Source organism: Mycobacterium sp. MFM001, assembly GCF_003402475.1.
In the GTDB taxonomy this organism is placed as follows: Bacteria; Actinomycetota; Actinomycetes; order Mycobacteriales; family Mycobacteriaceae; genus Mycobacterium.
Window position 1 is genome coordinate 102,732 of record NZ_BFAB01000005.1, and the last position, 24,810, is coordinate 127,541.

The window sequence follows — 24,810 nt, forward strand, 5'->3', positions numbered from 1 at the left end:
ACGCCGTCTATAAACGAGGCATGACCAACGCATCGCTGACCATGTACACGACGCCCTGGTGCGGCTACTGCCATCGGCTCAAGACGATGTTGAAGGCCTCCGGAATCTCCTACGACGAGGTCAACATCGAGCAGGACGCCGCGGCCGCGGAGTTCGTGGGTTCGGTCAACGGCGGCAACCGCACCGTTCCGACGGTGAAGTTCGCCGACGGCTCGACTTTGACCAACCCGGGGGCGGGCGAGATCAAGGCGAAGCTGGCCGAGCTGGCCGGATGATCAGCCCGCCGACGATGCAGAGCGCGGAGCGCGATGAGGAGGAGGCGGGCAATCGACTCAGCCCGCCGACGATGCAGAGCGCGGAGCGCGATGAGGAGGAGGCGGGCAATCGACTCAGCCCGCCGACGATGCAGAGCGCGGAGCGCGATGAGGAGGAGGCGGGCAATCGACTCAGCCCGCCGACGATGCAGAGCGCGGAGCGCGATGAGGAGGAGGCGGGCAATCGACTCAGCCCGCCGCTGCCCAGGATTCGATGATCACCCGGGCGATCGAAACCGACCCGGGCAGAAGCAGTTTCGAATCGGAGTTGCTGCCCCAGTCGCCGGCTGCCAGCGCGGCGCGGACCTCGTCGCGGGTGAACCACGCCGCCTCGGCGATCTCGCCGTCGTTGAACGAGAACTCCTGATCCGGGTCGGCCACCGCGTGGAAGCCGACCATCAGCGAGCGCGGGAACGGCCACGGCTGGCTGCCCAGGTAACGCACGTCGCGCACGGTCAGGCCGATCTCCTCGCGGACCTCGCGGGCCACGCACATCTCGAACGACTCGCCCGCTTCGACGAACCCGGCCAGCAGCGAGAACAACCGTTGCGGCCACACCGTCTGACGGGCCAGCACCGCGCGGTCGCCGCCGTCGTGCACCAGGCAGATCACCGCAGGGTCGATCCGCGGGAATTCCTCGTGCCCGGTGAGCGGATTGACCCGCGCCCAGCCCGCCCGGATCGGTTTGGTGGGTGAGCCGTCGACAGCCGAAAAGCGGGCGCTGTCATGCCAATTCAGCAGCGCCATGGCCGACGAGACCAGCTGCGCGCTGGTGTCGTCGAACAACTGACCCGCCCTGCGAAGATCCGCCACCTCGACACGTGCCTCGGGGTCCTCGGGCGCTTCCAACGGGCCGCGGACGGCCCACACGTGCCGGCCGCCCTCGATGAGGCCCAGAAACACCGCGTCCGCCGGAGGCTTGTCGGCCAGTGTGCTCGCCGCGCCCAGCACCACCCGGCCCTCGGCGACCAGCACCTGGTTGCGGTGGTCCACTCGCAGCAGCGCGGCATCGGCCCAGCCGGCGGTCGCTGCCTCGATGTCGGTGCGCAGCTGATCGGCACGGTCGGCGCCGATGCGCGACAGCAGCGGAACGTTCTGCAGCTGAAAATCCACGGCCTACTTCCCCACGCTGCGGATGTAGAGCAGCCGGTCGTTGGCCTCGATGGCGTCGACCTCCGGCGCGTCGACTCGCAGCAGGTTGCCGTCCCGCACGACGCCCAGCACGATGTCGCGCAGGTGCCGAGGCGAGCCGCCGACCTCCGTCTGCTCCACCTCCCGTTCGGCGATCGCGAACCCGGCGTCGGGGGTCAGCAGGTCCTCGATCATCTCCACCACGCTCGGTGTCGTGGTGGCGATGCCGAGCAACCGGCCGGCCGTCTCCGAGGACACCACGACGGAGTCGGCGCCCGATTGCCGCAGCAGGTGCTGGTTTTCGGCCTCCCGGATCGACGCCACGATCTTGGCTTTCGGCGCGAGCTCCCGCGCGGTCAACGTGACCAGCACCGCGGTGTCGTCGCGGCTGGTGGCGACGATGATCGACGCCGCGTGCTGGGCCCCGGCCAGCCGCAGCACATCGGATCTGCTCGCGTCGCCGCGCACGGTCACCAGTCCGGCCGCGGCGGCGTGGTCCAGGGCGGCCTGGTCGGTGTCGACGACGACGATGTCGCCAGCAGGCACCTCGTCGCTCAGCATCGCGGCAATCGCCGTCTTGCCCTTGGTGCCGTAGCCGACGACCACGGTGTGATTACGCACTCTGCTCCTCCAACGCTGGATCTTCAGTGCCTGACGCGACGTTTCGGTGAGGACCTCGAGCGTCGTTCCGACCAGCACGATCAGGAATGCGACCCGCAGCGGGGTGATGATCGCGACGTTCACCAGGCGGGCGGTTTCGGTGAACGGGGTGATGTCGCCGTACCCGGTCGTCGACAGCGACACCGCCGAGTAGTACAGGCAATCCAGGAAGGTGAGCGGATGATGGCCGTTGGCGTCGTGGTAGCCGCCGCGGTCGAGGTAGACAATCACGGTCGCGGCGAACAACGCCACCGTGGCGATGGCCACCCGGCGGGTGATGACGCGGACGGGGCTCGCTTCGCTCCCGGGGATGCGCAGCACACCGACGAGCGCGTAACTGGGCTGGGCGGTGAGCGTCTCGTCGAGACCTCTCCACCGCCGCCAGCTAGCGCTGGCCACGACTCATCGGCTGGCGCACGACACAATGTAACCATGACCGCTACCACAGCTCACCCCGACGCCAGCCAGGCTCCCGCGTACCGCATGGGTGCACTGCTGATCGGCATGGGCATCACCCACTTTCTGGTGCCCACACCGTTCGACACCATCGTGCCGGCGGAGTTGCCGGGCAGCCCGCGGCTCTACACCTACGCATCCGGGCTCGCCGAGGCGGCGACCGGCGCGCTGCTGCTGGCCAGGAGCACCCGCCGCTTGGGCGCGCTGGCGGCGGCGGTGCTGTTCGTCGCTGTGTTTCCGGCCAACGTCAACATGGTTCGGCTGTGGTGGGCCCGGCCCTGGCCGATGCGGCTGATCGCGCTGGCCCGGTTGCCGTTTCAGATCCCGATGATCACCTCCGCTCTCAAGATCAGGCGCACTGCCTAGTCAGCAGCGCCGCCAGCTCGTCAGGCCGTGGCAACACGTCCGGGACGACGGTGGCTCCGGTGCGGACGTAGTGAAAAGCGGTGCGCACCAACGACTCCGGGCAACCGGACAGTGCCGCCCAGGCCAGCCGGTAGACGCCGAGCTGGATCGCGGCATGCCGGGCGGCCTCGGGGCCGCGCGGCGGCTCGCCGGTCTTCCAGTCGACCACGGTGGCGCCGCCGTCCGGTTCGGCGAACACCGCGTCGATGCGACCGCGCACCACGGTGTCGCCGACAGCCATCTCGAACGGCACCTCGACCGCGACCGGGATGCGCGATGCCCACGGTGACGCGAGGAACGCCTCTTGCAACGCGGCCAGTTCCTCGGCGTCGGTCTGCGCGGTCTCGGTGTCGGCGGCCCCGGGCAGATCGGCGAGGTCGAACAGCCGCTCGGCGCCGTAGAATCGCTGCACCCAGTCGTGAAACGCATTGCCCGACAAGGCATGCGGCTCGGGACGGGCCGGCAGCCGGCGCGTCAGCCGCTGCAGCGCACCGTCCGGGTCGCGGGCCAAGTCGACCAGGCCACTGACCGACAGTTGGCCAGGCAGGGTCGGCGTCTTCGGCGTCGCGGCGCGGGACCGTTCGGCCAGCAACGCATCGACGTCGGGATCGGCGGGCGCCGCCGCGTCCTCCTCCGACATCGCGGCGGCCACCAGCGCCGCGCCGCGTTCCACGTCGTTGCGCCGCGCGCCCAGCGGGTCAACGGGCCACACGGCTTCTATAGCATTGTCGCGCAACGGGTTTGGCTCGCCGTCGGCAGGTGGCGGAGCCCAGTGCTCGACCACGCCGCAGTCTTGGCCTTCAATAGTGTCCTTGAGTTCGCACAGGAAGTCCGACGGGCCGCGCGGTTTGATCCCGGTGGCGCCCCAGTGGTGCCCGGACAGCAGCAGGGTGTCCTGCGCGCGGGTGATGGCCACATAGAGCAGGCGGCGCTCCTCGTCCATCCGTCGCTGCTCGAGCTGGCGACGATGGTCAGAGATCTTGTCCGACAGCTGTTTTCGATTGGTGACATCCGAGGTGTCCAGCACCGGCACGCCGTGCGCGCCCAACGACGCGCGATCGCCACGCAGCAGCGGCGGCAGTTCGGCGGCATCGGTCAGCCAGGTGCGGGCCGACCCGGTCGACGGGAACACGCCGGCGGACAGATGGGGAACCGCCACCACCTCCCACTCCAGCCCCTTGGCGGCATGCACGGTGAGCACCTGGACCCGATCCTGGGCAACGGTGACTTGCGCCGGCGGCAAACCGTTTTCGACGTCGGCAGCAGCATCCAGGTAGCCCAGCAGGGCCTCAACCGATGTGCTGCCGCACCGCTCGGCGTAGCCCGCGACCACGTCGGCGAAGGCGTCGAGGTGTTCGGCACCCGTGCGCCCAGGCCCTGCGGCAGCACGGACTTCGCAGTCGATGCCGAGCACCCGGCGGACCTCGGCGACGAGGTCGGGCAGCGGATGTCCGAGATGTCCACGCAGCATGGTCAACTCGTCAGCGAGCGCGACGATGCGTCGATACCCGGCCGGCGAATAGTCGCTTTCCGGTCCTGGGTCGTCGATGGCGTCGGCCAGGCCGGCGGTGTCGGCGTCCGGTCCGGCCGACGCCGCAATCCGCTCGACGGAATCCTCTTGGTGCGCACCACCTTCCAGCGCGACGGCGCGTCGCCACAGCGCGGCGATGTCGCGGCCGCCGAGCCGCCACCGCGGTCCGGTGAGCACCCGCATGGCCGCCGAGCCGGCGGCCGGGCCGGCCACCAGCCGCAGCATCGCCACCACGTCGGCGACCTCCGGGACGGACAGCAGGCCCGCCAGCCCCACCACCTCCACCGGGATGCCGCGGGCCCGCAATGCCGCGGCGATCGGAGCGGCGTCGGCGTTGCGCCGCACCAAGATCGCGGCGGTCGGCGGCGAGACACGCTCGGCGCGGGCCCGTTGATAGCGCCGTTCCAAGTGGCTGGCGACCCACTCGCGCTCGGCGCACACGTCGGGCAGCAACGCGCAAGCCACGGTGCCCGGTGCGGCGTTGGGCCGGGCGCGCAGCGGCCGCACCGCCACCGACCGTCGCCGCGCTTCCGCCGAGACCGCGTTGGCCACCTGCAAGGTCCGTGGCGGGTTGCGCCAGCTGGTGCGCAGCTCCAGCATGGGTGCCGGCGTGCCGTCGGGCCGCGGAAAGTCGGTGGTGAACCGCGGCAGATTGGTGGCCGAGGCGCCGCGCCAGCCGTAGATCGACTGGATCGGGTCGCCGACCGCGGTCAGCGCCAGGTCGTCGTCGACTCCGCCGCCGAACAGCGACGACAGCACCACCCGCTGGGCGTGGCCGGTGTCCTGGTACTCGTCGAGCAGCACCACTCGATAGCGCCTCCGCAGCTCCGCCCCGACCTGGTCGAACGTCGTCACCAGCCGCGCGGCGGCGGCCATTTGCGCGCCGAAGTCCATCACCTTCTCGGCCCGCATCCGGGCATGCAGCTCGTCGATCAGCGGCACCAGTTCGGCGCGCTCGGTCTGGGTCGCCAGCATCCGCAGCAGCCACTGGCTGGGGCCGCGGTCACGCTGGTACGGCCCGGCCGGCAGGGTATGCACCAGCCGGTCCAGCTCCACATGGGTGTCCTGCAGCTGCGCGGTGTCGACCAGGTGCTCGGCGAGCTGGCCCGACAGCCGCAGCACCATCGAGGTGACCGCGGCCGGGTTCTTCTCGGTGTGCAGCTCGCCGCGGTAACCGTTGACCACGTCGAACGCCACCTGCCACAGCTCGGTCTCGGACAACAGCCGGGTGTCCGGCTCGACGCCGAGCAGCAGTCCGTGGTCGCGCAGCAGCTGCCCGGCGAAGGCGTGGTAAGTGCTGACGACAGGCGCGCCCGCGGGTTCCCCGGTGATCAGTCCGGCGCCGGCCAGCCGGGCAAGCCGCGAGCGGACGCGTCGCAGCAGCTGCCCGGCCGCCTTGCGGGTGAACGTCAAGCCGAGTACCTGGTCGGGTGTCGCGTAGCCGTTGGCGACCAGCCACACCACCCGCGCGGCCATGGTCTCGGTTTTGCCGGCGCCGGCGCCGGCGATGACGACCAGCGGTCCGGGTGGGGCGGCGATGACCGCGGCCTGCTCCTCGGTTGGTTCGAAAAGCCCTAGGCTGCAAGCTAATTCGGCAGGGCTGTAGCGAGGTGTCATGTCGGGACTCCGTCGGTGTGGGCCGGGCAGCTGGGCCGCAGCGGGCAGTGCGTGCAGCCGTCGTTGATGCGGGCGACGAACTGCGGCCCGGCCGTCGCGGCGGCGGCCTGCCGGATCAGGGTGCGCCACTCTTCGCCGGCGGCGGGTGTCAACGGGTCCTGCTCGCGTTCGGTGGCGCCGCCGGCCGTCGTCCTGCCGGGGTACACCAACCGGGCGCCGCCCGGCTCGTCGCCGTGCGGCAACAGACCTTCCGCCACCGCCAACTGGTAGGCCGCCAGCTGGGCGTGCCGCTGCGCGTCGTCCTTGCTGACCGGCGTCTTGCCGGTCTTGACGTCGACGATGACAAGCCGGCCGGCCGCATCCCGCTCGATTCTGTCGACCCGGCCGCGCAGCCGCACGCCCTCGACCACCCCGTCGACCTCCACCTCGACGCCGACCTCGGTGAGCGCATGCCGTGTCTGAGCCCGCCACGCCAGGAACGTCTGCAGCATCGCGCGATGACGGGCCAGCTCGTTGGCGGCATACCAGCGCGATCCGAACGGCAGATGTTCCCAGGCCCGATCCAGCGCGGCCATCAGCTGCGACTCGCTGGCGGCCGACTCGGCGATCAGCGCGTGCACCACCGAGCCGATGGCCGACGGCAGGTCGCGGGGATCGGTTCCGCCGTGCCGTTCGGCCAGCCAGCGCAGCGGGCAGTCGGTCAGCGTCTGCAGGCTCGACGGCGTCAGCGTGACCAGGTGCTCGTCGCCGCTCCACAGCGGCTCGGCGGTGCTGACCGGGGTCATGCCGTACCAGCCGGCCGGGTCGGCGCCCGGCACACCAGCCTTGGCAAGCCGGGCCAATTGGGCTGCCGCCCGGGTTCTTTCGGTGTCACTCACCGCGCCGTCGGGCGCGCAGACCACACCGCGCAGCCGGCCCACCACCGACGCCGCTGACAGCACCCGCGGCGCAGTGATGGGGGTGTCTAGCTCGTCGGTGGCCCATTGTGCGATCTCGGAGAAGAACGGCGACGACAGGGCGCTGTCGCAGCCCGTCTCGCCCCCTTCGCCGTCGACGGCGGTGACCAGCAGCCGCTTTTTGGCCCGGCCCATCGCCGCCACCAACAGCCGCCGCTCCTCGGCGAGCAGTGGTGCCCGCAGTGAGGCGTCCTGGCCGACCCCGTCGAGGACGTCCAGCAGCCGCTGGGTGCCCAGCACACCGCCGCGCGGAATTGTGTTGGGCCACAACCCTTCCTGTAGGCCGGCGATGACTACCAGCTCCCACTCGTGGCCCAGCGCTGCGTGCGCACTGAGCACACTGACGTGTTCGGCTACGCCCGGCTCGGGTCGGACCGCGGGCAGCTGCAGGGCGCCGACGTGGTCGAGCAGCCCGCGCAGCGACGCGCCCGCAGTCCGCGATAGGTATTGGTCGGTGACCTCGAACAGCGTCGTGACCGCGTCGAGGTCGCGATCGGCCTGGGCGCCGGCCGCACCGCCGCGCTCAGCCGCCGCCAGCAAGCGGCGCTGCAGACCAGAGCGCTGCCACGCCGCCCACAGCGTGTGGCGCGGATCCTGGCCGTCGCGGTGGCAGCGGGCGGCCGCGTCGAGCACCGCCCGGACGCGTCGCAGCGGGCGGGCCTGCGTCGCGGACAGCGGCGGGTCGCCGGTCAGCGCCGACACCAGGAGGTCGTCGACGTCCCGCTCAGGTGCGCTGCGGCGCAACGCCCGTCGCAGCTGGCGAAGGGTCACCGGGTCGACCCGGCCGATCGGTCCGGTCAGCAGTGTCAGCGCCCGCTCGCCGTCCAGCCCGTCGGCGGTGGCGGCCAGCACGGTCAGCATCGCGCGGGCCGCGGGCTGCTGCCACAGCCGTCCGCCGGAAGTCGGCATGGCCACCGGAACGCCGGCCCGCGTCAGGGCATGCGTCAGCCCCGCGGCGGCCCGCGGCACCGATCTGACGATGACCGCCATCTGTGACCACGGCAGCCCGTCGACAAGGTGAGCCCGCCGCAGCGCGTCGGCAATCAGCGCCGCCTCCGCGTGCTCGGACGCAGCCAGACGCACGGTCACCGATCCGGGATCGGTTCCGGCGGAGCTGATTTCGCTACTACCGGGAAGCCGGCCGGCGATCCCGCAGACGGCCCGCGCCACCGCGGGCGCGCAGCGGTGCGACGACGTCAGCGTCACCGACGGCGCGTCGTCGCCCTGCAACAGTGCGGCCGGGTCGCCGCCGCGGAAGCCGAACACCGCCTGGTTGGGATCGCCGGCGATCACAGTCACCTCGGCCCCCGCCGCCAATAGCCGCACCAGACGGGCGGCCTGTGGGTCGAGTTGCTGGGCGTCGTCGACCAGCAGAACCCGGATCCGGGCATGTTCGGCGGCCAACAACTCCGGGTCGACGGCGAACGCCTCCAGGGCGGCCCCGACCAGTTCGGCGGCGCCGAGCGCCGGCGTGGTCGCCTGCGGAGCCGCCGTCCCGACCGCTGCGCGCAGCAGCATCACCTGCTCGTACTGGCGCGCGAACCGGCCGGCCGCCGCCCACTCCGGGCGTCCGTGCAACCGGCCTAGCCGCTGCAGGTCACGCGGGTCGACACCGCGTTCGGCGCAGCGCGCCAACAGATCCCGTAACTCGGCGGCGAACCCGGCCGTGCTCAAGGCGGGACGCAGCTCGGCGGGCCAGGCCGTCGTCGAAACGTTCTGCAGGTCGCCGGCGAGCAGTTCGGTGATGATGGCGTCTTGTTCGGCGCTGGTGACCAACCGGGGTGGCGGCGCGCCGGCGCGTTGTGCGGCCAGCCTCAGCACCGCGAAGGCGTAGCTGTGCACCGTGCGCACCAGCGGCTCGCGGATCACGACGGGCCCGGCCGCGTCCGTCCGCGACCGCAACAACTGTGTAGTCAACGCGCTGCGCGCGCGGGTGGCGATGCGGCCCGAACCCGTCAGCAACAGAACGGATTCCGGGTCGGCACCGGCAGCGATGCGAGCGGCCGCCGCGTCGACTAGGAGGCTGCTCTTACCTGTGCCCGGGCCTCCGAGCACCCGAATCCGGCCGCGCAGAGCCGGATCCAATACCGCGTGCGCCTCGGGACCCCACCGATGTGCCATAGCGGCATGACATCACGGGGGTCCGACAAGTCGGTCCGAGCTGGTCGGCGGCGACGAGTGCCGTCACACTCGCCGGGCGAGATCCTCCCCGCCGTCGTCGTGGCGCGGCTGCTCGTGCGGGAACACCGGCGGTGGGGTCAAGCCGTGTCGGGTCTCGCCCGGGCCGGCCTGCGGTCCGGCCATCGCCTGGTCATCCCGGTCCGCGTTGTACTGAGGCTGCGGCGCAGTGACGGCATTGTCGTCGTCGCGTCCTTGCTGCTGGACGCCGGTCATACCACCCGGACCCTGACCGGCGGCCCCGCCGCCGGCACCCGCGGCTCCCGGTGCGCCGGGCGTCTGGCCCTGCCCGCCATGGCCGGCTCCTTGGAACGCCTGCATCATCGGCTGCATCAGCTGACTGAACTGACCGCCCATCTGGCCGACCATTTGCCCTGGCGCACCGGCCATTTCGCCCATCTGGCCGGCTTGGCCCGCCATTTGGCCCAGCATCTGCACAATCTGCATCACGCCCTGCTCGCCGGACTCCTCGGAACCCTGATAAGCCACGTTCGAGGCGGCCACTTTGCCGGAGAACATGGTCTCCTTGCCCTGCAGCATCGCCGTGTTGGCTTCCAACGGAGCAGCCAGCGTCGGCAGGGCAGCCGCGATGGTCTGGCTCATCAGGTCGTCGCCGGGCGGAATCATCGGCATCTGGGGTAGCTGTATTCCCGACGCCGGGTCCCAGGACTGGGGCCCGGTCCTGCTAAGTGGTTCACCGCTCATCGGGCTCTTCTCCTCTTCATGCTTCGGTGCCCGCCAAGATCACCAGTCATCGTCCTCGTCGCCTTCCCCGAGGTCGTGTTCGAGCGGCGTCGGAACCGCCAGGCCCGCCCTAGACCCGCCACTGGACTCGCGGTGGCCGCCCATCATGCCCATTCCGCCCATTCCGCCCATGGCGCCGCCGGCGGCCACCGGTGCCGCCCCGGCGGTTGCCGTGGTGCCCGCAACCGCACCTTCCTCCACCGCGGTGGGCGAGACCGTGGTGTGTTTGTCAACGAGCTTGGCCATCAGCGGGGTCCGCGGTGAGCTGCCGCCGGAACCGGGCACCGATGCCCCGTGCATCAGGCCCCCGCCAGCCTTCGGACCGGAGCCACCCGCCGCCGGGTGGTTGCTGAACGCGGCAAACGGCGATGCGCCCGCGCCGCCGCCACCGCCTCCGCCGCCCTTGCCGAGCTGCCCGAACATCGACGAAATCTGCTGCAACGGCTGGGTCAGCTGTTGCAGCCCCTGGCCGCTGAACATCTTGCTCATCTGCTGCGGGACCTGCCCGATCTGGCCGACCATCCCGCCCATCATCTGCATGATCTGCTGGGGGCCCTGGCTGGCGGTCTTTCCAGCCTCTTGAGCGTCTTTGCTGGCTTGGCCTGCCCCTGGCGCGCCGCCGGGAGGGATTGGTATCGCGCCCGGGTTCACCGCGGGCACGCCCAGTTGGCCGGCGAGCTCGCCGGTGCTGGCGGACACGTCGGCCATGTTCTGCGATTGGCCTAATTTGATCGCGCTTTGCAGCAACTCTTCCTTGTTCTGGATCGGCATGGCCTCGATGGCCTCGCACATGTGCTGGATCTCCTGTGCGGTCGCGTTGACCATCGCCTTGGTTTGGGTCACGGCGGCCGCCATGGCGTGCAGCTGCATGGCAATGGCCTGCGCCTGGGCGGCGTTCATCTCGTGGCCGCTGATGATCGTGCTGGCCTCGCCGAGCGCCGCCGTCGCCGCAGCACCCTCCCAGCCGTTGGACATGTTGGTCCATTGCCCCTGCAGCTGAGGCACCACGGTCCCGGTCAAATGCATCGCCAGCTGCTCGTACTGCTCCGCGGCGGCCGTGAGTTGTTCCTCATCGACATTCGGCCAGCCGGGACCCATCACGGTCTGTGACCCGTAAGGGGTGCTATCAGGCGGGACGCCCATGACGCGACCTCTCTCGACGTGTGCCGGGTGTGTAGATCAACATTACTGTGCAGCTCACCAGCTTATTGACACATTTTCGACGGCAGGCGCATTCGGGGCGGTCGCGGCGGGCTGGCACCATTCGACGGGTGACCGACCTGCATGTACACCGCTACGGCCCGCTTGGTCCGGTGCAGCTGCTGGCGATCCACGGTCTGACCGGCCACGGGCAGCGCTGGCAACCGTTGGCCACCCAGCAGTTGCCGGAGGTCGCTGTGGCCGCGCCCGACCTGCTCGGGCACGGCAGGTCGTCGTGGGCCGCGCCGTGGAGCATCGACGCCAACGTCGCGGCGCTGGGCGCGTTGCTCAAGGAGCAGGCCGACGCCCCGGTGGTGGTCGTCGGGCATTCCTTCGGCGGTGCGGTCGCGCTGCATCTGGCCGCCGCGCACCCGGACCGGGTGGCGGCGCTGGTGCTGCTCGACCCCGCGATCGGTTTGGACGGCCGGTGGATGCGCGAGATCGCCGACGCGATGCTGGCCTCCCCCGACTATCCGGACGTCGCGGAAGCCCGCGCGGAGAAGGCGACGGGTTCATGGGCCGACGTGGACCCGGCCGTGCTCGACGCCGAACTCGACGAGCACCTCGTCGCGCTGCCGGGCGGTCGCTACGGCTGGCGGATCAGCCTGCCGGCGATGATGTCCTACTGGAGTGAGCTGGCCCGCCCGATTGTGCTGCCGCCGAAAGGAATCGGGACGACGCTGGTGCGGGCGAGATGGACGTCGCCGCCCTATGTCGGCGACGAGCTCATCACCGGCCTGAGTGAGCGGCTGGGATCCGAATTCCGGCTGGTTGATTTGGATTGCGAACACATGGTGGCGCAAGCCAAGCCGGCCGAGGTGGCGGCACTGATCCGTGAGCGGATGCCCTGACGATGGCGAAGGTGACCGACGAGCAGGTCGAGCGGGTGCGGGACCTGGTGGCCGCGATCCCGCCCGGCCGGGTGGCCACTTACGGCGATATTGCTTCTGCCGCAGGGCTTTCCAGTCCACGCATTGTCGGATGGATCATGCGCACCGACTCCTCCGACCTGCCCTGGCACCGGGTGATCACCGCATCCGGCCGGCCCGCACGACATCTGGCCACCCGCCAGCTGGAACTGCTTCGCACCGAGGGGGTTCTGGCCGACGACGGCAGAGTCAAGCTGGCCGAGGTCCGTCACACGTTTTAGCTGCTCGAGTGTGGACTTGTGGCACGCTTTTTGGACGCAGGCGTGCATCAATCCCACACTCGGCGGAGGTTTCGAGGACTAGAGCACCAACCGCACCAGTGCCGCGGTGCGGGCCAGACCCGGAAAGGCCTCCGCCGTCGAACGCGGGTGCAATGCGTGCACAGCGAGCCGAAACATCAACGCCCGCAACAACATCTGCGGCCACTCCGGCAGGGCGTTCCAGCGTTCGATGAGTCCGTCATCGGCTTCGCCCCATGACAGCGCGTCGACAACGACCACGCCCGCCGCCCACGACGCCGGCCGCCAGTACGGCGTGATGTCCGTGATTCCCGGCGCCGCGGCGCCCGCGAAAAGCACCGTCCCGTAGAGGTCGCCGTGCACCAGCTGGCTCGGGCTCTTGGTACGTCGCCGCAGACCGGCCAGCTGGTGGATCAGCTCGATCGACCGCTGGCCGTCGGCCGACGGCGGCGCCACCCGCGCGTTCGCCGGCACCGAGGCCAGCGGCCGGTCTTCCCAGGCGGCCCGGTCGGCGGCGATGAAGACGTCGACGTCGGCCCAGGGCGCGGTAGGGCCCTGGGTCAGGAATCGCGGGCGCTCCAGTTTGCCGGTGGCCTCGTGCAGCCGGACCGCCGCGGAAACGACTTCGTCGTGCCGGGGTTCGGGTGTGCCGGCGACGAACGTGTCGGCGCGCCAGCCGGCAACCACATAGCGCCCGTCGGTCGAGCGGACCGGGCGGGCCAGCCGTATCCCGTCGACGAACAGTGTTTCGCGCACCTTGGCCGACCAGGCCGCGCGGGCATGGTCGGCCACCATCGATAGCACGACTTCACCGCACCGCCAGCCGCCTTCCCAACTGCCGCCCAGCGGCACGGGGCGCACACCGCTCAAACCGAACGCCGCCAACACATGCTCAGGCGGCGGCTCGACAGTCACGCGACCAGCCTAATCGCCGGTAGCTGGGGTTCTGGGTTAGTACATCACCATGTCGGGCTGCATTTGCTGAGCCCAGGCGACGATGCCGCCCTGCAGGTGGACCGCGTCGGAGAAGCCGGCCTTTTTCACCGCGGCCAGAGCCTCGGCCGAGCGCACACCGGTCTTGCAGTACAGCACCGGGATCCGGTCCTGCGGCAGTTTGGCCAGGCCCTCACCGGAGTTGATCGACGACTGGGGGATCAGCTGGGCGCCGTCGATGTGGTTGATGTCCCACTCCACCGGCTCGCGCACGTCGATCAGCGCCACCTTCTTGCCGGAGTCCAGCAACTCGCGCAGCTCGCGCGGGGTGATCGTGGCATCGGCGGCGGCGTCGGCGGCCTCGTCGGACACCACCCCGCAGAACTGCTCGTAGTCGATCAGCTCGGTGATCTTCGGCGTCGACGGGTCTTTGCGGATCGAGATCGTGCGATAGCTCATTTCCAGGGCGTCGTAGACCATCAGCCGGCCCAGCAGCGGTTCGCCGATGCCGGTGATCAGCTTGATGGCCTCGGTGCCCATCACCGACGCGATCGACGCGCACAGGATGCCCAGCACACCGCCTTCCGCACAGGACGGCACCATGCCGGGCGGCGGGGGCTCCGGGTACAGATCGCGGTAGTTGAGGCCCCGCCCGTCGGGGGCGTCCTCCCAGAACACCGAGACCTGGCCCTCGAAGCGGTAGATCGACCCCCACACGTAGGGCTTGTGTGCCAGCACGGCTGCGTCGTTGACCAGGTACCTGGTGGCGAAGTTGTCGGTGCCGTCGAGGATCAGGTCGTATTGCTCGAACAGTTCGACGGCGTTGTGCGGCTCGAGGCGGACCTCGTGCAACCGCACGTCTACCAGCGGGTTGACCTCGGTGATCGAGTCACGCGCGGACTGCGCCTTGGAGCGGCCGATGTCGGAGACGCCGTGGATGATCTGGCGCTGCAGGTTGGATTCGTCGACGACGTCGTAGTCGACGATGCCGATGGTGCCGACCCCGGCGGCCGCAAGGTACAGCAACGTCGGCGCGCCGAGCCCGCCCGCGCCGATCACCAGGACCCGTGCGTTTTTGAGCCGTTTCTGCCCGTCAACCCCGACGTCGGGAATGATGAGATGCCGGCTGTAGCGCGCGACTTCGTCCCGTGTCAGCTCGGCGGCCGGCTCAACCAGCGGTGGCAACGACGTCGACACCGATATCTCCTAGCGTTGCTTTTCGATTGCTGTCTATTAATCACAGCAGTTGCCCCGATCAACGGCAAACAGCGATAGAAGCTTCCCGGCGCGGTTCAGGCGATCGGATACGGCCAGGGATTGAATCGGCACGTCTTGCCGTCGGGCTTGACCCACTCGGGGTCGAACTTCGCGGCGTCGTTGTCCGACGTGGAAAAGGTCTGCTGCATCATCACCGGCGCCAGGCCGCCCTGCGCGTCGCACGACTCATGACGCAGATAGCCGATGGCGTGGCCGACTTCGTGGTTGATCACGTACTGCCGATAGGAGCCGACGTCGCCCTCGAACGGCACGGCACCACGCACCCATCTGGCCTCGTTGATGAAGACCCGGGGCTGTCCCTCCGGACCGTATGACGGGTTGTAACAGGACGTTTCCAACGGGAACTCGTAGCCGCAGCCTTCGCGCACCGTCATCGGGGAGCTCAGCGAGATGCGGAAGTCGGGGTTGCCCGGGGTGTTCCCGTCGATCCGGATGAACGCGAATTGCGGGTTGTGCGTCCAGCTCTTGGGATTGGCCAACGTCTGGTCGACCATTCGGGCAAACGCATCGTCGCCGCCGAATGCGGCCGGATCGATCCCGTTTTCGACCTCGACGGTGTACCGGAACACCTTGGCGGCGCCCTGACCGATCTGGGGTGTAGTGCCCGGAATGATGCGCCAGGTCTTGTCGCCGACCTGGGTGAAGGCGCCGCCGTCCGGCAGCATTCCGGTAGGCAGATTGGCGTCGAACACAGTGAGGCCGCGCGGCGGGGCGTCGATGATCGCGGTGCCCACCGACCCGATCGCCGGGGGGCCCTGCGCCGGATCCTTGGAGGCCGCAGGCGGTGCGCTGGTCCCGGTCGCCGTCTGGTACAACACCACCGCGGTCAGCGCGGTCAGCACGGGCAGCGCGTAGGCACGCCACCCGTAGGTCGACACGAACCGGCCCAGCCAGGTTTGTTTGCGCCACTGGCGCGGCCTGTCCCGGTTGGAACGCACTCGCCCGGAGCTCCAGGCGAGCGGATCCCGCTGGGCGCGCAGCGGTTCCCGCCAGTCGTCGCGGAGAACCGGTACGGGACCGCCCCCGCGTCGCTCCGGGTCGTAGGTCACCGCCCCAGAATCTCACATTCCCTGTTGAGGATGCCGCTAGCTGGGACTCTTGGCGTGCCCGCTCAAGCGTTGACCGCATCAATAACGAGCGTGCGGAGGTACGGGTAGTAGTGTCGTTGCGACGAGCGTGGCCGACGATATGTGGCCAACCAAGCAGATTGAGGACTCGATGAGCGATCTCGCCAACGCGGCCGCGAGGCGGACGGGGGACCCTGTCGCCCCCGCCAGGCGTGGCAATCGGCTGCCCCGCGACGAGCGCCGCGGTCAATTGCTTGTTGCTGCCAGCGAGGTTTTCGTCGACCGCGGCTATCACGCGGCCGGCATGGATGAGATCGCCGACCGGGCCGGAGTCAGCAAACCCGTTCTCTACCAACACTTTTCCAGCAAGCTCGAGCTGTATCTGGCGGTGCTGCAACGACACGTCGAGAATCTGGTGTCCGGTGTGCGCCAGGCGCTGCGCACCACGACCGACAACCGGCAGCGGTTACGCGCGGCCGTGCAGGCGTTCTTCGACTTCATCGAGCACGACGGCCAGGGCTACCGGTTGATCTTCGAGAACGACTACGTCACCGAGCCACAGGTCGCGGCTCAGGTGCGGGTGGCCACCGAATCGTGCATCGACGCCGTGTTCGACCTCATCAGCGCCGACTCGGGGCTGGATCCGCACCGGGCCCGGATGATCGCGGTGGGCCTGGTCGGGATCAGTGTCGATTGCGCCAGGTACTGGCTGGACAGCGATCGACCGATTTCCAAGGAAGACGCGGTGGAAGGCACGGTGCAGTTCGCCTGGGGCGGACTATCGCACGTCCCGCTCACCCGCTCCTAGCCGCACCGATGCCGAATCCGACGCGCCGAGCGTCGGCGACGCCGATCTCGACATAGGCAATCTTGGCAGTGTGGATCAGGAAGCGACGGCCCTTCTCGTCGGTCAAGGAAAGCACGGCTGGGCCCTCTGCGGCCTTGCTCAACGCGGCGCTGACCAGTTCTTCGACCTCGCTGGGCGTCTGCGCACTGGTGAAGACCAGCTCCCGCGGGCTGTCCGTGATACCGATCTTGACCTCCACGCCGGCCCCTTCCTAGTAGACGTTCTCAGCAAGAAGGCTAGTGGACGGTCTTCGGTGGTCGCGAAAGCCGGTCGGCGCCAAGCGTTCGCGGGCGTGAGTGTCGCCAAATCGTGACCAACACACCGGCCGCCACCCGGCGCTGGGTCCGTCGGCATCGATAACATCTGCACCATCAGCACCATGAATCACTTGGATACCGAGATCCAGGACTACCCAGACGAGCTGGTCTACGAGACCTACCCGGACGACGAACTGGTCGAGCCGGCCGATCAACGCTGGCGTCCGGTCGCCGTGATCGCCGCCGTCGTGTTCGTGCTGGCCGTGATCGCCACCGTCGTGATCCTCAACGGCGGCGACAGCACCTCGACGACGGCCACCGTGGCGCCGCCGACCCGCACGGTGATCGCCACCCCGCGGCCGTCTTCACCGCCCAGCGCGTCGCTGCCACCCGAGACGGTCACCACGGTGACGCCGCCTCCGCGGGAACCCAGCGTCACGGCCAGCCCCAGCGAGGCGCCCACCACGGCGGCGCCCCCGGAGGCCGCCCCGGCGCCGTTGCCGCCGGTGAGCCCGAACACGATCGTCTACCGGGTGACGGGCACCAAGGGGATGCTCGACCTGGTGAACATCGTCTACACCGACGAGCAGGGCCTGCCGCGAACCGACCTGAACGTGTCGTTGCCTTGGTCGAAGGCGGTGGTGCTGAACCCCGGTGTGCAGACGAAATCCGTTGTGGCGACAAGCATTACGGGCCGGCTCAATTGTGAGATCACCGATGCGCAGGGTCAGCCGGTCGCCATTTCCGCCAACAACTCGATGATCGCGACCTGCGCCCGCTAGGTCTGAGTGAGACGACCCGCTGCGCCCGGCTCCGCCGCGCTTGCGATCGTCGCTAGGCAAGCCCCAACTCGTGCATCCGCTCGTCGTGGGTGTGCTGCAACCGGTCGAAGAACCCAGTCAGCTGCGTTAGCCCGTCGGTCCCCGACACCACCAGGTCGACAAGCTCGTCGTGGTCGGCCAACACGTACTGGGCCTGCGTGATTGCCTCGCCGAGCAGCCGGCGCGACCACAACGCCAGCCGGCTGCGCTGCCTCGCGCTGCTGTTCACCGCCGCGCGGACCTCGGCGACCACGAATTGGGAGTGACCGGTCTCCGACAGCGTCGCGCGCACGACGTCGGCCACCTCGTCGGGCAGCCCGTCGGCGATCTCCAGATAGAAGTCGGCGGCCAGCGCGTCACCGACATAGGTCTTGACCAGGGCCTCCAGCCAGGTGCTCGGCGTGGTCAGCCGGTGGTAGTCGTCGAGCGCCGAGGCGTACCTCGACATCGCCGGCACGACGTCGACGCCGCGGCGTTCCAGGGCTTCGCGCAGCAGCTCGAAATGTCCCATCTCCGCGGCGGCCATCCGGGCCATCGAAATGCGGCCCAGCAGGTTCGGCGCCATCCGCGCCTCGTCGGTGAGCCGATAGAACGCGGCGACCTCGCCGTAGGCCAGCAGCGCGAACAACTCGTTGACGCCGGGGTGGTCGGCCGGGAACCGTGGCGTGGGCGGATCGGCCACTTCGTCGGCGCGCGAAAGCGAAGACATGGCAACACTCTAGGCGCGTTGGTGGCGACCCGTCCCCCTAGCCGCTCCGCGACTGGGGGTGCCCCCAGCGCCCGGCACACGCCGCGATCCGGGGCGGCAAAGGCCGACCAGCTATCATGGACCTCGGTGGTGGCGGTAAATCCTTACCGCCGCTACCCGCGAAATGTGCGTGCACGCAGTAGGCCCGCCTCGGCGAAGTGCAGGGCCCCGCGAACCGGCATCGGATTCGACACTCAGCTCGTGCGCGCGTGACCCGCAAAACGAACTGAGAAAAACCGATACCGAGAGGCACATCCCCCTACGCATGACTCCCGTCACTCACGCACCTCACCTCACTTTTGCCAGCCTTGGAGTTCGCGACGAAATCGTCCGCGCACTCGCCGAAGAAGGCATCGAGCACCCCTTTGCCATCCAAGAGCTCACGCTGCCGCTGGCGCTCGCCGGCGACGACGTGATCGGCCAGGCCCGCACCGGCATGGGCAAGACCTTCGGCTTCGGCGTCCCACTGCTGCAGCGAATCACCGACCCCGACACTGACCGCCCGCTCACCGGCATTCCCCGGGCCCTGGTCGTGGTGCCCACCCGCGAGCTGTGCCTGCAGGTCTCCGGCGACCTGGCCACCGCGGCCAAGCACCTGCATGCCGACGGCGGCCGGCGGTTGTCCGTCGTCTCCATCTACGGCGGCCGGCCCTACGAGCCGCAGATCGAGTCGCTGCGCGCCGGCGCCGACGTGGTGGTGGGCACTCCTGGCCGACTGCTCGACCTGGCCCAGCAGGGCCACCTGCAGCTGGGCGGGCTGGCGGTGCTGGTGCTCGACGAAGCCGACGAGATGCTCGACCTCGGCTTCCTGCCCGACATCGAGCGCATCCTGCGCCAGATTCCAGAGGATCGGCAGTCGATGCTGTTCTCGGCGACCATGCCGGACCCGATCATCACGCTGGCCCGCACCTTCATGAACCAGCCGACCCACATCCGCGCCGAGGCGCCGCAGGCGTCGGCTGTGCACGACGCCACCGAACAGTTCGTCTACCGCGCGCATGCGCTGGACAAGATCGAACTGGTGAGCCGGATCCTGCAGGCCCGCGGCCGCGGCGCCACCATGATCTTCACCCGCACCAAGCGCACCGCCCAGAAGGTGGCCGACGAGTTGGCCGAGCGCGGATTCGCCGTCGGCGCCGTGCACGGCGATCTCGGCCAGATCGCAAGGGAGAAGTCGCTCAAGGCATTTCGCACCGGCGGCATCGACGTGCTGGTTGCCACCGACGTGGCCGCCCGCGGTATCGACATCGACGACGTCACCCACGTCATCAACTACCAGTGCCCCGACGACGAGAAGACCTATGTGCACCGCATCGGCCGCACCGGACGGGCCGGGCGCACCGGCGTCGCCGTCACGTTGGTGGACTGGGACGAGTTGGCCCGCTGGGCGATGATCGACAAAGCCCTCGACCTGGGCTGCCCCGACCCGGCCGAAACCTACTCGAGCTCGCCGCACCTCTACACCGAACTGGACATCCCGACCGAGGCCCGCGGCACGGTCGGGACGCCCCGCAAGTCGCAGGCCAAGAAAGCCGCCGCCAGTGAGGACAAGCCGGCCCGCAAGAGCACCCGCTCACGGCGACGCACCCGCGGCGGCAAGCCGGTCACCGGACACCCGGTCGCCGCCACCAACGGTGACGCGCCCGCCGAAGCTCCCGCCGGCGAGGGCTCGCACAGCGGCCGCCGCCGTCGGCGCCGTCGGCCCCGCAAAGCGGCGGAGGCCGCCGCCAACGCCAACTGAGTCGGCGCGCCGCCAGCCCGCCCGATGGTCAAACCCGAACGCCGCACCAGGACCGACATGGTGGCGGCCGCCGCGATCGTGACAGTGGTCGCCGTGGTGGCGGCCCTGATCTGGTGGACCAGCGACGCCCGGGCCACCAGCAGCAGACCCGCCGCCGTCCCGGCACCCACCCCGAGCACGGCTCGCGGGGTGCCCGCGTCGCTCAAGCAGCTCTGGACCGCGCCCAGCGCGGCGACCAGCCTGCCGGTGGTGGTCGGCGGGTCGGTGGTCACCGGCGACGGGCAATCCGTGCAGGGACGTGATCCCGCCAGCGGGGACGTGCGCTGGAGCTACTCGCGGAACCGCCAACTGTGCGCGGTGTCCTGGGTCTACCGCTACGCCGTCGCGGTCTATCCCGACGACCGGGGCTGCGGCCAGGTCAGCACCATCGACGCCTCCACCGGCCGGCGCGGGCCGGCGCGCAGCAGCTACGCCGACAAACACGTCGACGTCTCCTCCGACGGCACGACCGTGCTCTCGGCCGGTAAGACCCGGCTGGAGCTGTGGCGTTCCGACATGGTCCGGATGCTGTCGTACGGCGAGATCGACGCCCGGGTGAAGCCGTCCTCGCAGGGACTGCACAGCGGATGCACGCTGACGTCCGCGGCGGCCAGCTCGTCGGCCGTGTCGGTGCTGGAGGCGTGTCCCAAACAGGCCGATCTGCGGCTGACGCTGCTGCGGCCGAGCAAGGAAGAAGACGAACCCGAGCAGAGGTATGTGCCGGAGCAGGGAATCGGCGCGGGCTCGGGCGCTCGGGTGCTGGCCGTGTCCGACAACAACACGGCCGTGTACCTGCCGTCGCCGCAGCCCCGGGTCGAGGTGGTCGACGCGTCCGGCACCACGGTGGCAAGCACGGTGCTGCCCAAGCAGCCGATGCCGTCGAACGTGGTGTCGCGGCTGGGCAACCTGGTGACCTGGTGGACCGGCGACGCGGTGCTGGTGTTCGACGCGGCCACGCTGACCTACCGCTACACGGTCGCGCCCGACGGGCCGACGGTCCCGGTGGGGCCGGCGACGATCATGGCGGGCCGGCTGCTGGTCCCAGTCGCCCGCGGGATCGGCGTCTACGATCCGGCCACCGGCGCGCACGAACGCGATATCCCGGTCGACCGGCCGGCGGGCACGGCACCGGTGCTTCCCGCCGTGTCTGGTTCGCAGATTCTGGAGCAGCGCGGCAACACCGTCGTCGCGCTGGGTTGATACCCGCTAGATCTCGGGCGTGAAGGTCGGCAGCGGCTTGCCGGACTTCCAGTGCTTGAGCAGCGCATTGGCCAAGTCGCGGTAGGCCGCCGAGCCCTTGTTCTTGCGTGCCGCCATCACCGACGAGCCCGACGCGCTCGCCTCGGCGAAGCGCACCGTCCGCGGGATCGGCGGCGCGAGCACCGGCAGGTCGTAGCGGTCGGCGACGTCGAGCAGCACGTCGCGGGTATGGGTGGTTCGCGGGTCGTACAGCGTCGGCAGCGCACCCAGTAAGCGCAGGCCCGGGTTGGTGATCTGCTGCACGTCGGCGACCGTACGCAAAAACTGCCCGACGCCGCGGTGCGCCAGCGTCTCGCACTGCAGCGGAACCATCACCTCGTCGGCGGCGGTCAGCCCGTTGAGGGTGAGCACCCCGAGCGACGGCGGGCAATCGATGACAACCACGTCGAACTGGTCGAGCTTGTCCAGCGCGCGCTTGAGCGCGTACTCGCGGCCGGCTCGCATCAACAGCATGGCTTCGGCGCCCGCCAGGTCGATGTTGGCGGGCAGCAGTGTCATGCCTTCGGCGGTGTCGACCAGCGCGGCGTTGGGCTCCACCTCGCCGAGCAGCACCTCATGCACCGACACCGGCAGCTTGTCGGGATCGTGGCCGAGCGAAAAGGTCAGACAGCCCTGCGGATCGAGATCGACGAGCAGTACCCGCCGCCCCTTGTCCACCATCGCGGCTCCCAACGAGGCCACCGTCGTCGTCTTGGCCACCCCGCCCTTCTGGTTGGCCACTGCCAGCACCCGAGTCTCTGCCATCAAGCGCCGCTCCTCCTCATCGCTTGGCTCCTGCATCGTCGCCGGCGCGGCCACACGGCCATCCTGGCATCTTCCCCATCCTGCCCGCGCGTCAATGGCGATGCGTTTCAGGCAGAATCGATCGGCATGGGCGTAGAGAACCATCGACTGGTACTGCTGCGCCACGGCGAAACCGAATGGTCGAAGTCCGGCCGGCACACCAGCCGCACCGATCTCGAGCTCACCGACGACGGACGCCGCCAGGCCGCCGCCGCCGGCCGGGCGCTCGCCGAACTGCACCTGGACAGCCCGATGGTGATCACCAGCCCTCGCCGGCGGGCGGTGTCGACCGCCGAACTGGCGGGGCTGGCCATCGACGACAAGTCACCCTTGATCGCCGAGTGGGATTACGGGTCCTACGAGGGGCTGACGACCGCTGAAATCCGCCAGACACAACCGGAGTGGTTGGTGTGGACACACGGCTGCCCGGACGGCGAGACCGTCGCCCAGGCCACCGGGCGCGCCGATGCGGCCGTCGCGCTCGCGCTTGAGCACATGGCGACGCGCGACGTGCTGTTCGTCGGGCATGGTCACTTCTCCAGGGCGGTGATCGCGCGCTGGCTCGAGCTGCCGCTGTCCGAGGGGATCCGCTTCGGCATGGTCGCCAGTTCGATCGCGGTGTGCGGCTTCGAGCATGGAATTCGCCAGCTCGGCGCGCTCGCCCTTCCGCGGCCATGACTGTCGAGCCGCCCTTCGTGCTGTGCGGGCCGGCCGGGATTCTGGTTGCCGACGGCGTGCAGGCCAGCTATCGCGATGTAGTCGCCGCGCAGGCCGCGCTGCGCTGCAGTGCGACGCCAATCGTGGTGGGCGCGTTACCATTTGACCTCACCCAGCCCGCCGCACTGGTGGCGCCGCGAACCGTGCGACACCCCGACACGCTGCCCGACTGGCCCGCCGGCCCACTGCCGCGGGTGCACATCGCCGGGGCGCTCCCGGCTCCCGAGGAGCATCGCGCCCGGGTGCAGCGTGCCTGCGACCAGCTGACCGCACCGGACAGCCTCCTGCACAAGGTGGTGCTGGCCCGAGCTTTGCGCCTGGCCGCCGATGACCCGCTGGACGCCCGCGTCATCCTGCGCCGCCTGGTCGCCAAAGACCCTGCCGCGTACGGCTATCTGGTCGATTTGACGCCGGCGGGTGAGCGGTATGCAGGCGCGGCGCTGGTCGGCGCAAGCCCGGAGCTACTGGTGGCACGTGACGGCGATCTGGTGACGTGCCGACCGTTCGCCGGTTCGGCGCCGCGTTGCGACGACCCCGAGCTCGACGCCGCCGCCGGTGCGGCACTGGCCGATTCGGCCAAGAACCGGCACGAGCATCAACTGGTCATCGACGCGATGGCCGAAGCGCTGCAGCCATTGTGCACCGAGGTGACGATCGCGCCCACGCCGCAGCTGAGCCGCACCGCAGCGCTCTGGCACCTGAGCACACCGGTCAGCGGCAGGTTGCGCGATACGTCCACCAGCGCAATCGATTTGGCGCTGGCCCTGCATCCCACCCCGGCGGTGGGCGGTGTGCCGACCGACGCCGCCGTCCGGCTCATCGGCGAACTGGAAGGCGACCGCGGCTTTTATGCCGGGGCGGTCGGTTGGTGCGACGCCCGCGGCGACGGGCGCTGGGTGGTGAGCCTCCGATGCGCGCAGCTGTCCGCGGACCGCCGAAGCGCACTCGCCCACTCCGGCGGCGGCATCGTCGCGGAATCCGATCCCGACGACGAACTCGCCGAAACGACAACGAAATTCGTCACCATCCTGACCGCGCTCGGAGTTCAGCCGTGACCATTCGGGTTCGCCGCGCCGCCCCTGCCGACGCCGCGGCCATTACTGCGATGATCCACGAATTGGCCGACTTCGAGCGCGCCCCGGACCAATGCACCGTCACCGAAACACAAATCCGCGCAGCGCTTTTCGACGAACCCATCACGCTTCGCGGGCACGTGGCCGAGGTGGACGGCGACGTCGCCGCGACGGCCCTGTGGTTCCTCAACTTCTCCACCTGGGAGGGCGTGGCGGGAATCTATTTGGAGGACTTGTATGTTCGGCCGCAGTTTCGCCGTCGCGGGCTGGCCCGCGCGCTGCTGTCGGCGCTGGCGCGCGAATGCCTGGACAACGGCTACAGCCGGCTGTCGTGGGCGGTGCTGAACTGGAACACCGACGCGATCGCCCTGTACGACGGCGTCGGCGGCCGGCCGCAGTCGCAGTGGATCACCTATCGGGTATCGGGCTCGGAGTTGGCCGAGCTGGCCGGACCACGCTGATCGCCGGAGATCCAGCGCAGGGCGGGCGGACTGAACAGCAACACCAACACGGCCAGCGCCACGACGCCCAGCGGAATCCCGGCCAGCGGCCGATGCGAGCCCACGGCGAAGTACCACGCGACCGGCAGCAGCAACAATTCGGCGAATACTGCGGGTCCGCGGCCCCACCGCTTACCGGCCAGCAGGCCGCAGCCGGCGGCCAGCACACCGCCTCCGATCAGCGCGAACCACACGGCCGTACCGAAACCGTTGACCACGCGCTGGTCGGCCCCGCCAAGACCCCGTAGCAGGAGTACCGCGGCCACCACCAGTGCCGCCGCGCCTTGCAGCGCCACGATCAGTCCCGCGCCACGCACGCTGGCCGGAACGCTCACAGCGTCAGCGTAGCGACCCATGCCCGCTGGATTTTCGCGCGGCGACCCGCT

General features: G+C 69.8%; 25 protein-coding genes. 12 read left to right on the forward strand and 13 right to left on the reverse strand.

Annotated features, from left to right (window positions below):
• The first annotated feature begins 20 nt into the window (after nucleotides 1-20).
• Nucleotides 21-275, forward strand: coding sequence for a mycoredoxin Mrx1 (gene mrx1 / locus MFM001_RS10385; protein ID WP_116375196.1), 255 nt, complete (start codon nucleotides 21-23; stop codon nucleotides 273-275).
• Nucleotides 272-532, forward strand: a complete 261-nt coding sequence (locus MFM001_RS10390) for a hypothetical protein (RefSeq protein ID WP_238159086.1) — start codon at nucleotides 272-274, stop codon at nucleotides 530-532. The genes mrx1 and MFM001_RS10390 overlap by 4 nt, the downstream gene beginning before the upstream one ends.
• Here MFM001_RS10390 and nudC read toward each other — a convergent pair.
• Nucleotides 504-1,427: an NAD(+) diphosphatase gene (gene nudC, locus MFM001_RS10395; protein ID WP_116375197.1), complete on the reverse strand. Its 924-nt coding sequence runs from the start codon at nucleotides 1,425-1,427 to the stop codon at nucleotides 504-506. The two genes, MFM001_RS10390 and nudC, sit on opposite strands and share 29 nt — an antisense overlap.
• Nucleotides 1,428-1,430: 3 nt before the next feature.
• The gene (locus tag MFM001_RS10400) at nucleotides 1,431-2,504 is read right to left on the reverse strand and encodes a TrkA family potassium uptake protein (protein ID WP_116375198.1); all 1,074 of its coding nucleotides are present in this window, start codon (nucleotides 2,502-2,504) and stop codon (nucleotides 1,431-1,433) included.
• 33 nt (nucleotides 2,505-2,537) lie between these two features.
• Between MFM001_RS10400 and MFM001_RS10405 the strand changes: the two genes are divergently transcribed.
• Complete coding sequence (locus tag MFM001_RS10405) at nucleotides 2,538-2,927, forward strand: hypothetical protein (protein ID WP_116375199.1); 390 nt, start codon at nucleotides 2,538-2,540, stop codon at nucleotides 2,925-2,927.
• Here MFM001_RS10405 and MFM001_RS10410 read toward each other — a convergent pair.
• The 4 genes from MFM001_RS10410 to MFM001_RS10425 form a co-directional block, all read right to left on the reverse strand.
• Entirely contained in the window at nucleotides 2,911-6,114 is a 3,204-nt protein-coding gene (locus MFM001_RS10410; RefSeq protein WP_116375419.1) for an ATP-dependent helicase, read from the reverse strand. The genes MFM001_RS10405 and MFM001_RS10410 overlap by 17 nt on opposite strands.
• The gene (locus MFM001_RS10415) at nucleotides 6,111-9,191 is read right to left on the reverse strand and encodes an ATP-dependent DNA helicase (protein WP_116375200.1); all 3,081 of its coding nucleotides are present in this window, start codon (nucleotides 9,189-9,191) and stop codon (nucleotides 6,111-6,113) included. Before MFM001_RS10415 ends, MFM001_RS10410 begins: the two co-directional genes overlap by 4 nt.
• A gap of 63 nt (nucleotides 9,192-9,254) precedes the next feature.
• Nucleotides 9,255-9,953 (reverse strand): hypothetical protein, encoded by a 699-nt coding sequence (locus tag MFM001_RS10420; RefSeq protein WP_116375201.1) that lies wholly within the window; start codon nucleotides 9,951-9,953, stop codon nucleotides 9,255-9,257.
• A 39-nt stretch (nucleotides 9,954-9,992) separates the two neighbouring features.
• Nucleotides 9,993-11,135: a hypothetical protein gene (locus tag MFM001_RS10425; RefSeq protein ID WP_116375202.1), complete on the reverse strand. Its 1,143-nt coding sequence runs from the start codon at nucleotides 11,133-11,135 to the stop codon at nucleotides 9,993-9,995.
• A 128-nt stretch (nucleotides 11,136-11,263) separates the two neighbouring features.
• Between MFM001_RS10425 and MFM001_RS10430 the strand changes: the two genes are divergently transcribed.
• Both MFM001_RS10430 and MFM001_RS10435 read left to right on the forward strand, forming a co-directional pair.
• Nucleotides 11,264-12,043 (forward strand): alpha/beta fold hydrolase, encoded by a 780-nt coding sequence (locus tag MFM001_RS10430; RefSeq protein WP_116375203.1) that lies wholly within the window; start codon nucleotides 11,264-11,266, stop codon nucleotides 12,041-12,043.
• A gap of 2 nt (nucleotides 12,044-12,045) precedes the next feature.
• Complete coding sequence (locus tag MFM001_RS10435; protein WP_116375204.1) at nucleotides 12,046-12,342, forward strand: MGMT family protein; 297 nt, start codon at nucleotides 12,046-12,048, stop codon at nucleotides 12,340-12,342.
• Between the two features lie 78 nt (nucleotides 12,343-12,420).
• Here MFM001_RS10435 and MFM001_RS10440 read toward each other — a convergent pair whose 3' ends face one another.
• The 3 genes from MFM001_RS10440 to MFM001_RS10450 all read right to left on the reverse strand — a co-directional run bounded on the left by MFM001_RS10440 (nucleotide 12,421) and on the right by MFM001_RS10450 (nucleotide 15,620).
• Complete coding sequence (locus MFM001_RS10440) at nucleotides 12,421-13,275, reverse strand: TIGR02569 family protein (protein WP_116375205.1); 855 nt, start codon at nucleotides 13,273-13,275, stop codon at nucleotides 12,421-12,423.
• Nucleotides 13,276-13,311: 36 nt separating this feature from the next.
• Nucleotides 13,312-14,490 (reverse strand): adenylyltransferase/sulfurtransferase MoeZ, encoded by a 1,179-nt coding sequence (gene moeZ / locus MFM001_RS10445; RefSeq protein ID WP_116375206.1) that lies wholly within the window; start codon nucleotides 14,488-14,490, stop codon nucleotides 13,312-13,314.
• A 95-nt stretch (nucleotides 14,491-14,585) separates the two neighbouring features.
• Entirely contained in the window at nucleotides 14,586-15,620 is a 1,035-nt protein-coding gene (locus tag MFM001_RS10450; RefSeq protein ID WP_116375207.1) for a DUF3152 domain-containing protein, read from the reverse strand.
• A gap of 169 nt (nucleotides 15,621-15,789) precedes the next feature.
• Here MFM001_RS10450 and MFM001_RS10455 point away from each other — a divergent pair, with 169 nt between their 5' ends.
• Entirely contained in the window at nucleotides 15,790-16,446 is a 657-nt protein-coding gene (locus MFM001_RS10455; protein WP_116375420.1) for a TetR/AcrR family transcriptional regulator, read from the forward strand.
• Here MFM001_RS10455 and MFM001_RS10460 read toward each other — a convergent pair.
• A complete protein-coding gene (locus MFM001_RS10460; protein ID WP_116375208.1) occupies nucleotides 16,433-16,684 on the reverse strand; it encodes a DUF3107 domain-containing protein in 252 nt (83 codons plus the stop codon). The two genes, MFM001_RS10455 and MFM001_RS10460, sit on opposite strands and share 14 nt — an antisense overlap.
• A gap of 180 nt (nucleotides 16,685-16,864) precedes the next feature.
• Here MFM001_RS10460 and MFM001_RS10465 point away from each other — a divergent pair, with 180 nt between their 5' ends.
• Nucleotides 16,865-17,524, forward strand: coding sequence for an MmpS family transport accessory protein (locus MFM001_RS10465; protein WP_116375209.1), 660 nt, complete (start codon nucleotides 16,865-16,867; stop codon nucleotides 17,522-17,524).
• A gap of 52 nt (nucleotides 17,525-17,576) precedes the next feature.
• Here MFM001_RS10465 and MFM001_RS10470 read toward each other — a convergent pair whose 3' ends face one another.
• Nucleotides 17,577-18,272, reverse strand: coding sequence for a ferritin-like fold-containing protein (locus MFM001_RS10470; RefSeq protein WP_116375210.1), 696 nt, complete (start codon nucleotides 18,270-18,272; stop codon nucleotides 17,577-17,579).
• A 304-nt stretch (nucleotides 18,273-18,576) separates the two neighbouring features.
• Between MFM001_RS10470 and MFM001_RS10475 the strand changes: the two genes are divergently transcribed.
• The gene (locus MFM001_RS10475) at nucleotides 18,577-20,052 is read left to right on the forward strand and encodes a DEAD/DEAH box helicase (protein ID WP_116375211.1); all 1,476 of its coding nucleotides are present in this window, start codon (nucleotides 18,577-18,579) and stop codon (nucleotides 20,050-20,052) included.
• A 24-nt stretch (nucleotides 20,053-20,076) separates the two neighbouring features.
• On the forward strand, nucleotides 20,077-21,291 hold the full coding sequence (locus MFM001_RS10480) for a hypothetical protein (RefSeq protein WP_116375212.1): 1,215 nt from the start codon (nucleotides 20,077-20,079) through the stop codon (nucleotides 21,289-21,291).
• A gap of 6 nt (nucleotides 21,292-21,297) precedes the next feature.
• On the opposite strand, the gene MFM001_RS10485 is transcribed toward MFM001_RS10480, so the two are convergent.
• Nucleotides 21,298-22,095: a ParA family protein gene (locus tag MFM001_RS10485; RefSeq protein WP_116375213.1), complete on the reverse strand. Its 798-nt coding sequence runs from the start codon at nucleotides 22,093-22,095 to the stop codon at nucleotides 21,298-21,300.
• A 126-nt stretch (nucleotides 22,096-22,221) separates the two neighbouring features.
• On the opposite strand from MFM001_RS10485, the gene MFM001_RS10490 reads away from it, so the two are divergent.
• From MFM001_RS10490 to MFM001_RS10500, 3 genes are read left to right on the forward strand one after another with little or no spacing between them, the layout of a single operon-like run.
• Nucleotides 22,222-22,812: an acid phosphatase gene (locus MFM001_RS10490; protein WP_116375214.1), complete on the forward strand. Its 591-nt coding sequence runs from the start codon at nucleotides 22,222-22,224 to the stop codon at nucleotides 22,810-22,812.
• On the forward strand, nucleotides 22,809-23,906 hold the full coding sequence (locus tag MFM001_RS10495) for an isochorismate synthase MenF (protein ID WP_116375215.1): 1,098 nt from the start codon (nucleotides 22,809-22,811) through the stop codon (nucleotides 23,904-23,906). Before MFM001_RS10490 ends, MFM001_RS10495 begins: the two co-directional genes overlap by 4 nt.
• Entirely contained in the window at nucleotides 23,903-24,385 is a 483-nt protein-coding gene (locus tag MFM001_RS10500; RefSeq protein ID WP_116375216.1) for a GNAT family N-acetyltransferase, read from the forward strand. Before MFM001_RS10495 ends, MFM001_RS10500 begins: the two co-directional genes overlap by 4 nt.
• Here the strand turns inward: MFM001_RS10500 and MFM001_RS10505 are convergent.
• Entirely contained in the window at nucleotides 24,337-24,759 is a 423-nt protein-coding gene (locus MFM001_RS10505) for a hypothetical protein (protein ID WP_238159087.1), read from the reverse strand. The two genes, MFM001_RS10500 and MFM001_RS10505, sit on opposite strands and share 49 nt — an antisense overlap.
• Nucleotides 24,760-24,810: the final 51 nt, after the last annotated feature.

What these genes read in the sequence shown, in the direction of transcription:
- mrx1 (WP_116375196.1), top strand. Translation starts at nt 21, where the DNA reads ATGACCAACGCATCGCTGACCATGTACACGACGCCCTGGTGCGGCTAC.
- MFM001_RS10455 (WP_116375420.1), top strand. Translation starts at nt 15,790, where the DNA reads ATGAGCGATCTCGCCAACGCGGCCGCGAGGCGGACGGGGGACCCTGTC.
- MFM001_RS10480 (WP_116375212.1), top strand. Translation starts at nt 20,077, where the DNA reads ATGGTCAAACCCGAACGCCGCACCAGGACCGACATGGTGGCGGCCGCC.
- MFM001_RS10495 (WP_116375215.1), top strand. Translation starts at nt 22,809, where the DNA reads ATGACTGTCGAGCCGCCCTTCGTGCTGTGCGGGCCGGCCGGGATTCTG.
- MFM001_RS10490 (WP_116375214.1), top strand. Translation starts at nt 22,222, where the DNA reads ATGGGCGTAGAGAACCATCGACTGGTACTGCTGCGCCACGGCGAAACC.
- MFM001_RS10485 (WP_116375213.1), bottom strand. Translation starts at nt 22,095, where the DNA reads ATGGCAGAGACTCGGGTGCTGGCAGTGGCCAACCAGAAGGGCGGGGTG.
- MFM001_RS10390 (WP_238159086.1), top strand. Translation starts at nt 272, where the DNA reads ATGATCAGCCCGCCGACGATGCAGAGCGCGGAGCGCGATGAGGAGGAG.
- MFM001_RS10420 (WP_116375201.1), bottom strand. Translation starts at nt 9,953, where the DNA reads ATGAGCGGTGAACCACTTAGCAGGACCGGGCCCCAGTCCTGGGACCCG.
- MFM001_RS10415 (WP_116375200.1), bottom strand. Translation starts at nt 9,191, where the DNA reads ATGGCACATCGGTGGGGTCCCGAGGCGCACGCGGTATTGGATCCGGCT.
- MFM001_RS10465 (WP_116375209.1), top strand. Translation starts at nt 16,865, where the DNA reads ATGAATCACTTGGATACCGAGATCCAGGACTACCCAGACGAGCTGGTC.
- MFM001_RS10475 (WP_116375211.1), top strand. Translation starts at nt 18,577, where the DNA reads ATGACTCCCGTCACTCACGCACCTCACCTCACTTTTGCCAGCCTTGGA.
- MFM001_RS10435 (WP_116375204.1), top strand. Translation starts at nt 12,046, where the DNA reads ATGGCGAAGGTGACCGACGAGCAGGTCGAGCGGGTGCGGGACCTGGTG.
- MFM001_RS10405 (WP_116375199.1), top strand. Translation starts at nt 2,538, where the DNA reads ATGACCGCTACCACAGCTCACCCCGACGCCAGCCAGGCTCCCGCGTAC.
- MFM001_RS10425 (WP_116375202.1), bottom strand. Translation starts at nt 11,135, where the DNA reads ATGGGCGTCCCGCCTGATAGCACCCCTTACGGGTCACAGACCGTGATG.
- MFM001_RS10470 (WP_116375210.1), bottom strand. Translation starts at nt 18,272, where the DNA reads ATGTCTTCGCTTTCGCGCGCCGACGAAGTGGCCGATCCGCCCACGCCA.
- MFM001_RS10410 (WP_116375419.1), bottom strand. Translation starts at nt 6,114, where the DNA reads ATGACACCTCGCTACAGCCCTGCCGAATTAGCTTGCAGCCTAGGGCTT.